This window comes from Patescibacteria group bacterium, assembly GCA_018819405.1.
Taxonomy (GTDB): Bacteria; Patescibacteriota; Patescibacteriia; order UBA1558; family GWA2-36-10; genus XYD1-37-29.
The window spans coordinates 302450-318727 of sequence record JAHJQF010000001.1; the positions used below are offsets into that span (position 1 = coordinate 302450).

The following is a 16278-nucleotide window of genomic DNA, read 5'->3' on the forward strand; positions in this document are numbered from 1 at the left end:
CAATTCTGAGATATAAATAAATCGTTTCCGAAGCGTAGCGGAGGAAACATCTGCTCCTGCCGACAGGCAGGTTCCCCTCCTAAAAAAAGAAAAAGAAATTTGTAATTTTTAAAAATAATTGTTTGTTAAATGCCGAAAAAGAAAAGGAATATTTCAGCTAACAGACGTGCGTATCTGAAGTTCCGAAGCGAGTGGCGTGGTAAAATTGCGCGGAGCGCACCACGCAAACGAGCGAGGAATTTGGGTGAGTAAGTTAAATAAAATCTTTATACTGCTCTTCAATAGGAGGATTGGAAAAATAAGCCAATACACTATTACCAGATTCCATTAATTCTATCATTTCAAAACCGTCTCTAGGTATTAATTTAAAATTATTTTTGCCCAAATTTTCTTTTTTAAAATTTTCGTAATTTTTCACTGTAAAATCTGCATCGCCCCTTTCTTTTTTATTAGGATCAAATTCTCTAATTTTTAATACTCTAATAGTTCTTCCTATAGGCTCATTTAATATGAATATAGGGCCACTGTATGTGTCTTTCAATTTTTCACCAAATTTTTTTACTTCTTCAATCAATTCCTTATATTCTTCTTCAGTTTGGGCAAAAATACAAGCCCAAGTCGCTATAGCACCATGTTCTTTGGTATATTTATCTTTAAGAGCAATAGCTCTCATTAGTATTTCTTGAACGATAATTTTTTTTAAATCTACCATAGTTTTATAAAGATTTTATTTAACTTACGAACCAGATACGCGGTGATAGGTGATGTACATTTTTTCTTAAACTTTAAAGAGTTTTATTTCTTAAAAGTAGAATTTGATTTTTATCAATTTTGGCGAGGGCGCAGAGGGGGTTAGGGGGTGAATGCGCCCGAGCCAAAGGCGCTTTGTCTAATTTATAATTTTATTTTGCTTCTACACTTTTTATTATTTGTTTAGTTAACTCATTAAAGATTACAAAAAACATTTGAGAGTCCTGTGGTTCTAAAAAGATTTTTAATCTTAATTGTTTTTCGGGGTGTATTAGATTTCTATATTCCATTATAGTAGTGCCTATGTCTTTTGCTGGTTTTCTCACCCAGCCCATAGAGAATGATACATCAATAAAATTACTTAGTGTCCACTCCGATAAATTACGAGGTTTTTTAGTTTTTGGGTCTATTGGGGTTGTTTTTTGTTTAAAAATAGTACTTTTATCTGTTAATTTATTTATGCGCGCAAGAAAAAATGCTTCCAGTAATCCACCCATCATTACTGTGGCAGCAAGAGGTGCTACATTGATGCAGTTTTGGATTTCATCGAAACGACTATATATGATTTGTTGCATGTAGTCATCTTGTACAAGATTTTCTAATGAAGTAATATTTTTATTTTCTACTTTTGGTTTTTGGTTTGTTATTGTTTCGGATTGCAATTTTATTAGTTTACCTCTTAATCCCTTAATAAGGGATAGGTATTTATTTTTACTAGTAGCTGAATGCGACCATTCATTTATTAGTAGATAGTCATCATTAATTTTAGTATATAGTTCAGAATCTACGCATAAAGGAGAAAAAATATTTTTATATTTTTCGAACCACGCTAAAGAAATTGTTCTTATAAACTCACGTGTAGATTTTGAACGTATTTGATCTCCGCTTTCTTTTCGCAATATTTTTTTAAGACGTTCAGCTTCATCTAGTAAGGTAATTAAAATATTTGAAATATTGCTGTCGTTAATTGCCATAGCTAGAGTGATTATTTTTTCTTTTTAGTATTTCTTACAATTTTTTTTCTTTTCTTTGATGTAGTTGCAGTACTTTCTGTATTTGGAAGAACCATTGCAACAAGATTTTCTCCAACACTGTTTAATCTGTATGCACCTCTTGAAATATTGTCTAAATACCCAGCTTTAGTTGCATTTACTAAAGTTTGATCTGGACGTTTTATCCTAGTTCTCCCCACAAGTCTTGTGGCCTCTATTAAATCATTCATTGATATGGTGTCCTTTTTTTCACTTGCTTCAAATTGATAATAGTAGGCAACAGCGGCAGCAAAATGATTATCGGAAGATGGTTTTTTTCCATCAATAAAAGTTTTTATATCTCTAGATGTTGTATGTTGAGTCGATGCATTTTGAGTTATGTTATTAAGGATATCAGGCTTTATCTCTTGTGTAATTCCGGGTATATTAATATTTAATTTTTCGCATGCCCATCGCATGGTTTGTAGTTGTTCGTCTTCTGGAAGTGTTTGTATTAAGTTGACGATTTCACGCAATACGTCATAGGAATCTTTTTTTTGATCACTCATATTGTTTAGTTGTTAGTTAATATTATATTTATTTATTTCAACCCCCTAACTAAAATAGATAAAAATCAAATTTGTATAATTTAAATTTTAGCTTATCTTAGCCAAAAAGGAAAAATGTATGTCATCTATCAGACGTGCGTATGCGAAGTTCTACTTGAATTTTATGCTAAAATAGCACGGAGTGCAAGCATAAAATGAAAAGTAGAATTTGGGTGGAGCTGTTTTAGTTTAGTCTAAACTATATAAAAACAGATAAATTTTACTTTACCTGTTCTTAAATAATGCTTCGCGAAACCGTATACGTAGTGTTGTCTGATGTCGAATTTTCTTAGACATTTACTATTATTTAGGGGAATTTTTGGGTTTTTAAGGTTGACAAGATATAGTGTTTATGATATATTATTTTGTTAACTAAAATCGGTCAATTCAGGCCATTGGTTGTGTTCCTCAAACTTGGAAGGAGTAATTTCATGACTACCACCGTTGTTTCCCAGGGTAGCTTGTTCTGGAACAAGCTCGGCAAGTGGCAGATGCTGGCAGTTCTGTTAACTTTGGTGGTTTTCTTCGTTGCCCTAGGAATGGGTAATAAGGAGACTGCCGGCACCATCTCTGCTCTCACGCTTGCTGCCGTCACTCTGACTGTTCTCACTGTCGCCGCCCTCGTTCTCGCTGTCCCTTCCGCCGTTCCCTTCGTATTCCTTTTCGCTGCTGCTACTGCCAGCATCGCCTTCGCTTTCGTTAAAGGTGTTGCCATTATTCCCGGCATCGCCTTCGCCGTCGCTGAAGGAATTGCTGTCACCCTTGCCGTCGCTGAGGTGAAGAAGTACGGCATCAGGAAGAGGATTGTTTGGTTTTCCTTCGCGGCGGAGTTTGCGTGTATCGTCCTTCCCATGTCACTGGCTTAGGCCAGCACCCTCCACGAGACCCGGGTTAGAATAGGGTCTCTTTTTTTCCAAAAAATTCCCAAACAAAAAACAATCTCTAAAAGATTGTTTTATTATATGAATAGAAAATTCGATTTCATACAACAGACCGCCATATGCGAAGTTGCGCAGGCCGCCTACCTTTAACTTAGGCACTTAGTTAATTATAATAGCAATGAATTGTAAACAAAATCCTATACTATATAGAGTGAAGGCTAATAATCCAACCATTTTATCTTTTAGATGTTTAATTTGTGTATAATTTCCTTTATCGTCCATTTTTATAATATAATCATCATTAACATTTCTAGTAATGTTAAGATAGGAAATTAACAATATTAAAGAAGCTCCAGTATTTATTATTAAGCCAATTAGGTTTAGTATATTTGAAGAATTAGTCATATTTTATTAGTTAGTTAAAGAATTAGGCCAAGCAATTTTGGTGAAGCGCCTGACAAGGCGCTGAACCGCATATGGGGTGTTAGCTGATGTAAATAAATTCAACGAGCATAGCGAGTTGTTTAAATGAATTTTATTTTTTTGGTTTTATTGACCCTAAAACAATATAATAAAAAATTCTTTGTATAAATACGAATATTAGGATTATTATAATATTAGTCAGTAAAAAAGATTTTAAGAAATTTTCAGAAGAATATACTGGAGTTATATCGAATAGATGGTTGGTGTAACTTATTGGTGAGTTAATAGATTTTTCCTGGTCAATTCTATTTTGCCACTTTTGATCATCATTACTTGCATCAAATAATGGCTCATCATTTTTTATGTCAAAGTATCTTTGTAAATCGTAGATACTAATGTTTGCTGTAAATTTAGAATTACATTTTTTTAATATATTTTCTATGGCATATTCATTACTTGGTTCCGAATAAAAAGTTTTATAATTGTAGTTTTTTAAACTATTTTCTAGGCCATAATATATTGACAGTTCATTTAATTTATAAGTTACTTTACCAGTGCTTCTATTGCATGTCAGAGTAGATTTTTCTAAGTCTAATTTATTATATTTATTCTGAAAGACTTCATAATTACCGATGCTAATTGTTATGACAAAAACAATAATAAATATTACTTTTATAAGTCTATACCAAGCCTTATTATTTAGGTTTAAAATGGTTTTTTCCATATTTATTAAGGTTAAAAAATAAAATTCATTTAAATATTCGGCGTTAGCCGAATAAAGTTATTTATTTCAGCTAACAGTGTGTTTGTGCACCTATTGACATCGTAGCTCAAATTAGCCAATATGTAAATATTAAGCATTAATCACAAAGTATTATGAAAAGCGATGAAAAGGGGCTACAAAAGTCCCAGTTTTTAGCCAATAGTCATCCTCTGGCTAGCCTGGCTCAGGAGCTCATTATCAGGGGGTTTTCTGGGCGCACCATCAAGAGCTATTTGTCTCACAACCAGCGATTTTTGGACTGGACTGGCAAGTCGGCTAGAGATATTAGTAGTCAGGACGTCAAAGATTATCTCCTGTATCTCAAAAGCCAAAATTATTCCAATACCTCCTTAAATAGTGTTATCTCATCTCTCAAGTTTTATTATGGACAGATTCTGCATCGGAAGCTGTTTTTTAGTATTCGTCGGCCGAAAAAAGAAAAATTTTTGCCGATTGTTTTGACGCGTCAGGAAATCATCAAAATTATCAACTGCGCGCACAATCTAAAACACAAATTATTATTGTCACTTCTCTATGGTTCTGGTCTGAGAGTGTCAGAAGTAGTCAAAATAAAAATAAGTCATTTAGATTTGCAGAGCAGGAGTCTCTTGGTCAAAGATAGCAAAGGTGCCAAAGACAGATATACATTGCTAAGTGGCATAAGCATAAAATTTTTAAATATTTATTTACCAAAATTACCAGCCAACCAAAAATATCTATTTAGTGGACAGTCTGGTCAAAGTCATTTGAGTCAAAGAAGCGCTCAAAAAGTATTTGATCAGGCCCTTGAAAAATCAGGTCTAAAAAAAGACGCCAGTTGCCACAGCCTGCGTCATTCCTTTGCTACTCATCTTTTGGAAGCGGGGACAGATATCAGGTATATCCAAAAATTACTTGGTCATCAAAATATCAAAACAACTGAAATCTATACTCAGGTGGCTCGTGATTTTTTTCGGGGCATCAAAAGTCCACTTGATTAAACAAAAACCCGACAGCTATGTCGGGTTTTATTATTTACTTTAATACAGTCAAAAACTTATTTCATATCACAGCTGCCTTTGAAGCCACATTGTTTGGAGCATTCAGTGCAGCCACCAAATTTGACCATCACCCCTTGGTGGCACTGCGGGCAAATCTTGCCTACTTCTGGACCGTATTTACTTGGATCCAACTCGGCTTCACCTGGCTCTGGGATTTCCAAATCAGCGTGTTTGCGAGCATTTTGCATTTCTGGGATTTCCGCTTTGACGGCTTCTTTAAATGTTGGGATTTGTTCTTGGATTTTTGGTTTTCTTTCACCATTGTAGGCTAGATTTTTTTCTTCAGTATTAGCATCAGTAGTCAGTACTTGCTCATCACGACTAGAGTCACGATAAATAGTCACTCCTTTACAGCCTAGCTCATAGGCTTTTTCATAGAGCTGAGCAGTTTGCTCTACTGTGAAGTCAGCTGGAGCATTGGCCGTTTTACTGATAGAGGAGTCAGTCCATTTCTGTACTGCAGCTTGGACTTTGATATGCTCGAGTGGTGTCAGCTCCATAGCCGAGGTAAAAAATTCCGGCAAAGAGCCATTGTGGCGGTATTCTTCAGCTATTGGAATATATACTTCATGAAAGCCTAATCTAGATTGGCGATAAAATTTGAAGGCATAGTATGGCTCTATTCCAGTTGAAGTTGAGAGCATTGAGCCGACAGTGCCAGTTGGAGCTTGGGTAGTCAAAGTGACATTTCGGATGCCATTTTCTCTTATCATCTGGCGGACATCTTCAGGCATTGTTTTCATAAAGCCTGAGTCTAGGAATTTGTCAGCGTCAAATTTTGGAAAAGCACCTTTTTCTTTGGCAATGCGCGATGATTCTTTATACATTTCTACGGCGATGGTCTTGTAGAGCTGCTCAATAAAGTCCAGCGACTGGTCAGAGCCGTAGCGCATACGCAATTTGATAAGCAGTTCGCCTAGTCCTAGAGTACCACCACCGACTCGGCGTTCATTTTTTTGATTATCTTCATTTTCTTGAAAGTGATATGGAGTCAAATCTATGACATTGTCCAAAAATCTGGTCAGAGTACGGGCCGCTTTTTTCAGTTCGTCCCAATTGACTTCATACAAAGGTCCCAAGTCATCTTGGCCAATCTGACTGGTAAAGCTGGCTAGATAAAGATGGCCTAGATTGCAGACTCCCCAGCCTGGTAGGCCCTGTTCACCGCAAGGATTGGTACAGATTACTTGGTTGAAATAATATGAATTGGATAGTTTATTGTATCTTTCCATAAAGACCACGCCCGGCTCAGCACTACTATGGGCGCTAGCTACTAGCTTGTTCCACAAATCACGAGCCTTGAGTGTTTTGTAGACTTTGGTTGGGTAGCCAGCGGCTTTCCAAGCATGGAGATCGCCTTTCCAAGTCTTGTCGTAGATATCGGCATAGGCTGGATTTTCATAATCAGGGAATTCTAGATTCCAGTTTTCGTCATTTTTGACGGCTTTCATAAAAGAGTCAGAGACCATGACCGAGATATTAGCATTTTCTATTTGGCCGGCTACTGTTTTGGAAGATATAAATTCTATCACATCTGGATGCCAGTCCCATTGCATTAGCATTAGAGCACCGCGGCGGCTGCCACCTTGCTCAATCAGTCCAGTGGCATAGCTAAACAATCCAGCCCAAGATACAGAGCCTGAGGATTTGCCATGTACACCTTTGACATAAGCATAGCGGGGTCGTAGAGCCGAGAGGCTCATACCTACTCCGCCGCCACGACTCATTACTTCTACCATTTGATGCAAGCTGTCTTTGACTATGGCTTTACGGCTGTCCAAGGGGCTTGGTAGGACATAGCAGTTAAACAAAGTCAAGTTGGAAGTATAGTTGCCGTGTTGGTCTACATTGGCACCAGTCATGATACGACCGCCTGGCTGAATATATTTATTTTGTAGAGCTTCAAAAAATTCTTCAAAGTATTTTGTCCTATTTTCTTCTTCAGTTTCTACTGAGGCTACTGCCTTGGCAATTCTTCTATGAGCATCGTTGATTGATTCGCGTGGTTTGTCACATTTGAAAATATCTTGGACAAATTCAAAATTATTTTCGCGGTCAGCGTATACTCCAGTTAGCATATAGAGTCTGGCTTTTTCATCAGCTAGCATTTCTTGGATAATACCCAAATCTTTTTTTGGATATTTGCGATCCTCTTTGGTAATGACAATGACCAAATCGCCGGTGGTAATATCGGCTCTTTTATCTTTGATAGAATAGCGATCCAAAAAAATAATTCTGCCTAATTCATCAAAGTTGGTAGAATTATTCAAAATATGTTTGGCTTGCTTGCTCAGTAGTATGCCTTTTTCCTGAAGAGATTTTACTTCTTTACTGGTAATGTCTTTGCCTTGTTCTAGACGGATTTTTTTTCTTTGTTCGCGGTAGAGGATAAAGTGCTTGGCAGTTTTGGCCCAGTTGGATTGGATAAGGATGATTTCAATGATATCCTGAATCTGCTCTACAGTTGGTATTAAGCGTTGGTTGAATTTGTGTTCCAAAATAGCGGTCACTACATCAGCTAGACGGCGGGCTTCTTCACGACCAAATTCATTACTGGCTTCACCAGCTTTAAAAACGGCGTTGAGGACTTTATTTTTATCAAAATCTACAATGGAGCCGTCTCTTTTTTTGATTTGTTTGAGTCCGGGACTGATATTGGTCTGGGTATTTAGCTTTTTGCCCCTCATTTTAAAGTAAACCTTGGCCACTTCCGGATAGTCGTTTTCCAAAAGCACTATATTGACTGCACTTCTGATATCGTCAGTCGTAATCTGATCAAAATTATGATAAGTTTCTTCCAAATAATCAGTAACTTGCTTGGTAATTTTGTTGGAAATAGGATTGTCTTTCAATCCAACAGAGATAATGGATTGAGAAACGGATTTTCTTATTTTATCTTGGTCAAATTTTTCTAGGCGACCATCTCTTTTTTTGATTTTGTTGGCTGGCATGGGGTTTTATATTAACTAAAATTTTGTTAGTTAGATAAAAAAAGGACAAAAATTGTATGTTTTGGCACAACATCTTGTGTCCCAAATCATTATAGCACACAAGATTGCGCTTTGCCAAATTTTTGTCTTTTTATGTTTGTTTTAAGCTTATCTATTATAAGACCTATTCAAAAAATTGTCCAATTTATGTATTTTATCCAAAAATATTGGCCTATTGTCAGCCAAAAAACTATCTGCTATGATACTTTCATGGGAAAATTCTTCAAAAGAAACAAAAAATCAGCTCTACGTAGCGACAAAGTGCATCCGCCCAAGCCACGCAAAGTGGATGAGCGTGATTTGGTAGACCCGATTTATTATATTGGTGATTTGGACGGTCAAAAATATCCGTCTTTGCCTTTGGAAAATGAAAAAAAGCCCGAAGAGGATGTAGAAAATCCATTGAACAAAAGATAGAATTAAAAAATCAACCCCTAGGGTTGATTTTTGTTTTAGAGCAGTTCTATAGGGCTGTTATTTTTTATTATTTCAGTTTTTAGCTGGAGTTTGTCTTGTATTTCTTTGGCAAAATGCTCCATCACTGTTTTGTCACCATGACTGAGGATAATTTTTTTTGTTTTTCCTGCCTTGCCGGTAGGCAGGTTGAAATTACTTAGCCATTTGATCAGGGATTTTTGGTCAGCATGAGCAGAAAAGCCGTCTATTTGATCAGTCTGGCATTTGATGGGTATTTTTTGGCCGTAGTAGTCAAAGTCAAAAGTGCCCTGGAGTATTTTGTGCCCTAGCGTACCAGGCACCTGAAAGCCCATAAAGAGCATGGTGTTTTTTGTTTCCGGTGCGTAGCGAGCCAGGTGGTGAATCATACGGCCGCCTTCCATCATACCCGAGCCGGCTAGAATTATTTTGGGCGGACTGGCTAGATTGATTTGTTTGGACTGGCGGATATTGTTGGTTATTTTTAGATGGGGAAAGTTAAAAATATTATTATCATGACTAAGATCATCTTGAGCAGCTTTGTTGAGATACTCTAGATGCTTTTGGTATATCTGGGTAGCTTGAGCGGCCATGGGGCTGTCCAGATAAACCGGTACGGTAAAGTCCAGATGCTTTTCATAGTAGTCATTGAGGACCTTCAAGATGTCCTGAGTACGCTCTAGGGCAAAGATAGCTATCAAGAGGGTAGAATGATTGATGGTGACTCTTTTGACTGCCTCTAGTAGTTTTTTGTCGCGGGTTTTGGTGTCTTCGTGTACGCGATCACCATAAGTACTTTCACAAATTACATAATCTGCCCCTTGGATTGTATCTATATCTTTGACCAAAGGCATGTTTTGCCCGCCGATATCACCGGAAAAGACAATAGTCTGGTGGCCAGCTTGTATTTCTACAAAAGCCGAGCCCAATATATGAGCGGCATTGTGTAGTTTGAAAGATATATTTTCGCTGAGTTTGGTTTTTTGGTCGTATTTTATAGGGACAAAGTTTTTGTAAGTTTTGTTGAGATCTTCCAGGCTATTGAGTTTGGGTAGTTTTTTCTTAAAGGCTTTTTCATTCATGATATAGAAACTGTCGTCCAAGACAATTTTGGTCAAATCAATAGTGGCGTCAGTGGCATATATTTTGCCTTTGTAGCCGGCTTTGACGAGCTTGGGTAGGCGTCCGCAGTGATCAAGGTGAGCGTGAGTGAGAATCACCGCATCAAGGTCTTTGGCGTCAAACAAAAAATCATCCCAATTTTTGAGATAATTTTCCCAACTACCCTGAAACATACCGCAGTCAATCAAAATACGATAGCCATTAATATTGAGAAGATGACAGGAGCCGGTCACTTGTTCGGCCGCTCCATAGGATGTAAGTTTGATATTCACCCAGTTAGAAATTAATTATTAAATAATTTCTCCAATTAGAAAAATCATATAATGATTCATTATGCTTTATTACTTTAGTTTTGTTGAGGGAATTTCTAATTGGGCACATTTTTGTTTTACTATTTTTGTTTGATATAAAAAGTATAACATTTTTTTGCCAATAAAAAAACCGCTATTATTTTTAAGTCATTGCGAGGAGCCGAAGGCAACGAAGCAATCCACAAGCTAGGAGATTGCTAGGCAATGACAATGACCTGCGAGGTTGGTTTAAGCAAAAACCGCTGATTTCAGCGGTTTTTTGACTTTAACCTGCGAGGTTGGTTTATATTTTCCCGACCAAATCCATACCAGGTTTTAGAGTATCTTTACCAGGTTCCCAGTTGGCTGGGCAGACCTGATCACCATATTTGGCGACAAATTGAGCGGCTTGCAATTTGCGAAGTAGCTCATTACCACTTCGTCCTACACCGTCGCCGTGGATTTCAATGGTCTTTATTTCACCGTCTGGTGAGATGATATAAGTGCCTCGCAAAGCTATGCCCTCTTCTTCTATCAAGACGCCATACTTGCGGCAAATCTCATGAGTAGGATCAGCTACCATGGGAAATTTTATTTTTTGGATAGTTTCTGAAGCATCAAACCAAGCTTTGTGTACGGGGATAGTATCGGTTGAGACAGAAAGTACTTCGGTATTTAGTTTTTTTAGCTCTTCGTATCTATCAGCCAAATCTCCCAATTCAGTTGGGCAAACAAAGGTAAAATCTTTGGGATAGAAAAATAAGATTAGCCACTTACCTTTATAGTCTGATAAGCTAATTTTTTTTTCTTCATTTTGATAGTAGGCTTGAGCTGTAAACTCGGGGGCTTTATGATCTATTTTTGGGGCACAGTTGCCGCAACAGCAAGACTCTTCTTGACAACAGCCGTCACCGTCGCCACAACATTCATTAACGGGGTTAGAAATATTTGATTTTGGCATGTTCGTAAAATTTAATTATTAATATTTGATATGGTTTAATTTTTTCAAAACATTTTCACCTTGTCGGATGCCGTGTTCATATGATTTGATAATTCTTTCTCGGCTTCTTTCACGCTTACTGGTATTGACTGTGTCATAGAGTACATGGACGTGTTTGTATTTTTTCAAAGTTACTACATAAGGGTAGTTGAAGATACTAAATAAGTGTTTGATGCCATATCTAATGCCCAAATACCTAGTCTTAAATAAAACATCCAAAAGATCCCAAGGTAGATACTGCAAAACTCTTTTGACAGTTTTTTTGTCGTTGAAAATATAGATGATTGTCTTGTCTGGAAATTTTTTGACGACATTTTTGATAAAATCTCTGGTCGGCATTATGCCACCATCAAGATATTTGTCATTTTTTATTTTGGTAAAGGCATAAGGGGGGACTTTGGCCGATTGTATCAATCGGCTGATAGTGTCCACTTTGCCGTCCAGATATTCCAGTTTTAGTGTTTTAGGATTAAAGACCCGGACATAAAAATTAATAGGGGAATTTTTTATTTTTTCAACATCTAAGGGGATTTCTTTACGTTCTATATTTTCTACATAATCTAGATCAACGATATCAAAGCTTTTATTATGGATAAAAAGATCCCAAAATTTTCTACAGATTATTTTAAAAGATAAGTCTTTTAAAAAACTGTGTTTTTTGTAGAGTCGATCATAATAGACACTGGCAGCCTCATGTGATTTTTTACTTAGAAAATAGGCGGCATTATGAGCGCCGGAAGACACAGCATAGATAGAGTGGATGCGCGGATAGAGATTGTGTCTTTGAAAAGCGACCATAACTCCGGAGCCAAAAACTCCTTGTATAGTCCCACCTTTTATTATTAATACTATGTCTCTATCTGGTTGCATCTGTATTTATTTATTTTCGCTGTATTTTTTTGAAACTGCCTTCCAGTTTATGACTTGCCAAAAGTTTTGGACAAATTCTAGACGTCTGTTTTGATATTTTAGATAATATGAATGTTCCCAGACATCAATACCCATGATAGGTGTGTGTCCCAGAGAAAGAGGACTATCTTGGTTGGATGTTTTTTCAATAATTAGTTTTTTGTTTTCATCAAGGGACAACCAGGCCCAGCCGGCTCCAAACACAGTCATAGCGGCCTGTTCAAATTGGGTTTTGAATTCATCAAAAGAACCAAAGGTTTCATCTATTATTTCCAAGAGTTCGCCTTCTAGCTGGCCATTTTGTTCAACTGGTCCCATTATTTCCCAAAATAGACTGTGGTGGACATGTCCGCCACCGTGGTTTTTGACTGCCATCTTAATATCATCTGGTACTGAGGCTAAGTCTCTGAGTATTTCTTCGGCTGATTTGGCAAAAAGCTCAGGATGAGATTCTAGGGCTTTGTTAAAATTGGTAGTATAAGCAACTTGGTGCTTATCATGATGAATTTTCATTGTTTCCTCGTCAATGTATGGTTCAAGTGCATTGTAAGGATATTGTAAGTCGGGGGTTTTAAATTCGGTCACCCCGTTAGAAATATTTGGATTTTGCATATAGTGTAAATTTAATGTTTAAATAGTATATATTTTACCTCGTTAGATTATTGTAATATTTCTAACGGGGTGAATATAATTAATATATTAATTGTTAGCGTATGTTAGGCTACCCAAAATATTTTTCGGTGTAAAATCTAATCAGTTGTTCTACTTCGGGAATGACAGCTGGATTGCCGACGCCGACTTTGGTTTTTTTCTGGACATCTTCCAAAGTATGGGCGCCTTCAAGCACTGCTTCTTCTATATCATGGTCAGTTACCTTGGCAATTTTATCTATGATACGGATCTGCTCTTTGATAATCCTATCTTTTTGATTTGATTTTATAAAGTAATTGTTGACAGCACTCAACAAGGCCTTGTCACCTAGGACTGAGCAGTGAATTTTTCTAGTTGGTAGGTCACCTAATCTTTGGGTAATATGTTGAGGTTTTATTTCCAAGGCGTCGTCTATTTTCATACCACCATTTTCGGTGACCATGACCGAAAGCATAGAGGTAGCAGCAATTGCTGATCCGCAACCAAAGGTCTGCCATTTCATTTTTTTTATTTTATCATTTTTTTTGTCGACCCAAATCCATATTTTCATCATGTCGCCGCAGGCTGGACTTCCGACCATGCCCAGACCATCATAATCTTTTACTTTGGAAGCATCCATTATTAGGTTTTTGGGATGGAAGAAGTGCTCTTTGACAATATCTGTATATACCCAGACGTCATTGGTGCCTTTGGGTACGACATCTACGCCAGCTGCGGCGCTGGGCTTGCTATGGGTTTTTGCTTCTCTCGACTTCGCTCGAGATCTTTGATTTGGCATATATATAATTTAGTTAAATTTATTATTTTTTCTCCCAATGACGGGCTTTTTATAATTCCTTGATTTCTCGGACAGCATTTTTTACAGAGTTGGCTACTTCTTTCATATCAATTATTACCGGAGAGGCGTGGCGTAAATGGTCTACTATTTTTGGCAACTGACTCATCAAATATTTGAGGTCTTCTAGCTTGGTATATTTACCTAGAGTAAAACGCATAGAACCGTGGGCGGCTTCATAGGGACAGCCTAGCGCGGTAATGACATGGCTGGGATCCAAGGTAGTAGAAGTACAAGCTGAGCCAGTTGAAGCTTGTATACCGACTTCATCAAGATAGAGGAGCATAGCTTCGCCTTCTATATCCATAATAGAAATATTGATGTTGTTTGGCAGTCTTTTGCTGGGATGTCCATTCAATCTAGTTTTTGGTATTTTGGTCAGTATTTCTTTGATCAACCAATCTCGTAGTTTTGTCAGACGGGCATTTTCTTTTTTCTTTTCCTGATGAGCTAGCACGACGGCTTTAGCAAAACCAACAATACCGGGGACATTTTCAGTGCCACTTCTTAGGTTTTTTTCTTGTCCACCACCATCAACCAGGGCTTTTAGTTTGGTACCATTTCTGATATACAATGCCCCGACTCCTTTGGGACCGTATATTTTGCTGGCGTTTATAGTCAGAAGATCCAAATGCATTTTTTGGACATCGATATCTATTGCTCCTGTTGCCTGACAGGCATCAGAGTGAAAATATATTTGCGGTAGGTCTTTAGCTACTCTTTCTTTGTTAATTTTGCTAATTAACGCCCCGATTTCTTGAATGGGCTCAATAGTGCCGACTTCGTTGTTGGCCATCATGATAGATATTATGACTGTATTGTCTTTGATGGCTTTTTTGACGTCGTCTAGTCTGACTAGACCAAATTCATCAACTGGCAAAATAGACACTTCATGCCCAAATGAGCGATTGAGCTTTTCAGCAGAGTGGAGTACGGCGTGGTGCTCAATAGCGGAAGTGATAATATGACCTTTTTCAATATTGGTCAGCACACCTTTGAGTGCCAAATTGATACTTTCTGTACCGCCGCCAGTAAAAATTATTTCATCAGCCTGACAATTTATGATTTTGCTGATATTGTAGCGGGCTTCATTGATGGCCAATTTATTTTTGAGGCCCAATTTGTAGAGACTAGAGGGGTTACCAAAATTTTTGGTAAAATACGGTTCCATAGCCGAAAAAACTCGCGGGTCAACCGGAGTGGTTGAGGCGTAGTCTAAATATACATTTCTTTTCATAGACTATTTCTTAGGAGGATAAAGCTGATTACCATCATCATCATAGATAATAATGGCATTTACCGGGCAGCTTTGGGCAGCCTGCATAATAGTCTTTTCGTCATCTCCTTTTGGGTTTTTGACAATGGCAATGCCCTCGTCATCAAGCTCAAAGGTACCAGGAGCCACATCAATGCAAGTGGCCACGCTAGTACAAGCTTCTCTGTCTACTTCTATTTTCATATATATAAGTGATTAATTTATTATATTTTAGATACTTATTATAACATACAAGATATAGATAAAAAAGTAAATAAATTGGTATTGAAAGTTGACAAAAGCGTTTTTTTGTGCTATCCTTAAGACATGTAAGTTGAAATTGGCGTTGATCCGCAAAGGCGGTCAGCCAATTTTTTTGTTTTATAGCTAAAGATAAAGGTTATAAAGCTCCAATAAGTCCCCAAACTTACATTTTTAAAAAAGCTTCCACAAAATTTAATTTTTAATTAGTAAAGTGGTGGGAAAGGATGGTTATGCTTAACAATAATGTCGAATCATTCAAACTGGTTATAAAACCAGGCGACAAAGAATTGCGTTCAAGTGACTATTGGGCAGTATTTGTTCTTTGCGCAGTAGGCGCATTTGTTCTACTTGTGGTCGTAGGCAAAGCTGTTTAATTATTAATAATCATTTTTATGAAAAAGATAAAATCTTTTAGGCTCTCGCCGTGGCGATGCAATCCTACAGTCGAGAGTCATGAGAACTGGGCAACTCTTTGTCTATTTCTCTTAGGGCTTGTCTATTTGACCTATTCATTTAGTGTTTGATCTCTATCAAACAAAAGTTAGCTCAAAAAATATCTCTCGACTCTTGGAGTTTACTCAGGGCTCGAGATAAAACAAAAATAAAAACAAAAAAATGCATCAAACCTATTATGTATTGCTCGTGTTTTCATGGGCACCGCTTACCTTGTACTGCTAGCCAAGTAGTATAAGAATCTCTGGCTTTTGTTCAGAGATAGAAAAACAAAAATAAAAAGTAAAAATTGAGTTATGTCATTTTGGAAAAACTTATTTGGTTCTTCGGGCAATAATAAGAATTTGCCAATGCAAGAACCTGAGCATGAGATAATGCAGGCGCCACCTGATGATCTAATGGTGACTGATGATAAACAATCAGATCAAAATATAACAAAAGAAGACTCATTAAATAATAAAGATTCTCCCTGAGAGAAATAAAAAATATACTTTTTTGTAGTGAGTGTATTTTACCCAGCCGGACTCTTTCGGCTGGTTTTTTATTTTAAGCTAAAAAATGTTATAATAAAAGTAAAGTTTTTTAATACTAAAAAATGGGGTGTATCAAAATAAAAAGTAAAATTATTCTATAAGGTT

15 protein-coding genes are annotated in these 16278 nt (G+C 37.1%); 3 read left to right on the forward strand and 12 right to left on the reverse strand.

The window, feature by feature from the left end:
* Positions 1–253: 253 nt before the first annotated feature.
* The 3 genes from KKH39_01590 to KKH39_01600 form a co-directional block, all read right to left on the reverse strand.
* The gene (locus KKH39_01590; GenBank protein ID MBU1202715.1) at positions 254–712 is read right to left on the reverse strand and encodes a hypothetical protein; all 459 of its coding nucleotides are present in this window, start codon (positions 710–712) and stop codon (positions 254–256) included.
* 190 nt (positions 713–902) lie between these two features.
* Positions 903–1724: a hypothetical protein gene (locus tag KKH39_01595; GenBank protein ID MBU1202716.1), complete on the reverse strand. Its 822-nt coding sequence runs from the start codon at positions 1722–1724 to the stop codon at positions 903–905.
* 11 nt (positions 1725–1735) lie between these two features.
* Positions 1736–2290 carry a hypothetical protein gene (locus tag KKH39_01600; protein MBU1202717.1) on the reverse strand — a complete coding sequence of 185 codons (555 nt, stop codon included), beginning with the start codon at positions 2288–2290 and terminating at the stop codon, positions 1736–1738.
* Between the two features lie 470 nt (positions 2291–2760).
* Here KKH39_01600 and KKH39_01605 point away from each other — a divergent pair, with 470 nt between their 5' ends.
* On the forward strand, positions 2761–3195 hold the full coding sequence (locus tag KKH39_01605) for a hypothetical protein (protein ID MBU1202718.1): 435 nt from the start codon (positions 2761–2763) through the stop codon (positions 3193–3195).
* Positions 3196–3745: 550 nt separating this feature from the next.
* Here the strand turns inward: KKH39_01605 and KKH39_01610 are convergent.
* Complete coding sequence (locus tag KKH39_01610; protein MBU1202719.1) at positions 3746–4357, reverse strand: hypothetical protein; 612 nt, start codon at positions 4355–4357, stop codon at positions 3746–3748.
* Between the two features lie 152 nt (positions 4358–4509).
* Here KKH39_01610 and KKH39_01615 point away from each other — a divergent pair, with 152 nt between their 5' ends.
* The gene (locus KKH39_01615) at positions 4510–5376 is read left to right on the forward strand and encodes a tyrosine-type recombinase/integrase (GenBank protein ID MBU1202720.1); all 867 of its coding nucleotides are present in this window, start codon (positions 4510–4512) and stop codon (positions 5374–5376) included.
* Between the two features lie 56 nt (positions 5377–5432).
* Here the strand turns inward: KKH39_01615 and KKH39_01620 are convergent, their stop codons facing one another.
* On the reverse strand, positions 5433–8387 hold the full coding sequence (locus KKH39_01620) for an adenosylcobalamin-dependent ribonucleoside-diphosphate reductase (GenBank protein MBU1202721.1): 2955 nt from the start codon (positions 8385–8387) through the stop codon (positions 5433–5435).
* A 186-nt stretch (positions 8388–8573) separates the two neighbouring features.
* Here KKH39_01620 and KKH39_01625 point away from each other — a divergent pair, with 186 nt between their 5' ends.
* Positions 8574–8843: a hypothetical protein gene (locus KKH39_01625; GenBank protein ID MBU1202722.1), complete on the forward strand. Its 270-nt coding sequence runs from the start codon at positions 8574–8576 to the stop codon at positions 8841–8843.
* A gap of 35 nt (positions 8844–8878) precedes the next feature.
* Here the strand turns inward: KKH39_01625 and KKH39_01630 are convergent, their stop codons facing one another.
* From KKH39_01630 to KKH39_01660, 7 genes are all read right to left on the reverse strand, one after another.
* Positions 8879–10255 (reverse strand): MBL fold metallo-hydrolase, encoded by a 1377-nt coding sequence (locus tag KKH39_01630; protein ID MBU1202723.1) that lies wholly within the window; start codon positions 10253–10255, stop codon positions 8879–8881.
* 322 nt (positions 10256–10577) lie between these two features.
* A complete protein-coding gene (locus KKH39_01635) occupies positions 10578–11234 on the reverse strand; it encodes a redoxin domain-containing protein (GenBank protein MBU1202724.1) in 657 nt (218 codons plus the stop codon).
* A gap of 18 nt (positions 11235–11252) precedes the next feature.
* Positions 11253–12143 carry a patatin-like phospholipase family protein gene (locus KKH39_01640; protein ID MBU1202725.1) on the reverse strand — a complete coding sequence of 297 codons (891 nt, stop codon included), beginning with the start codon at positions 12141–12143 and terminating at the stop codon, positions 11253–11255.
* Positions 12144–12149: 6 nt separating this feature from the next.
* A complete protein-coding gene (locus tag KKH39_01645; GenBank protein MBU1202726.1) occupies positions 12150–12794 on the reverse strand; it encodes a superoxide dismutase in 645 nt (214 codons plus the stop codon).
* A gap of 109 nt (positions 12795–12903) precedes the next feature.
* Positions 12904–13611 (reverse strand): iron-sulfur cluster assembly scaffold protein, encoded by a 708-nt coding sequence (locus tag KKH39_01650; protein MBU1202727.1) that lies wholly within the window; start codon positions 13609–13611, stop codon positions 12904–12906.
* Positions 13612–13660: 49 nt separating this feature from the next.
* Positions 13661–14905, reverse strand: a complete 1245-nt coding sequence (locus KKH39_01655; protein MBU1202728.1) for an aminotransferase class V-fold PLP-dependent enzyme — start codon at positions 14903–14905, stop codon at positions 13661–13663.
* A gap of 3 nt (positions 14906–14908) precedes the next feature.
* Positions 14909–15127, reverse strand: coding sequence for a ferredoxin (locus KKH39_01660; protein MBU1202729.1), 219 nt, complete (start codon positions 15125–15127; stop codon positions 14909–14911).
* Positions 15128–16278 lie beyond the last annotated feature (1151 nt).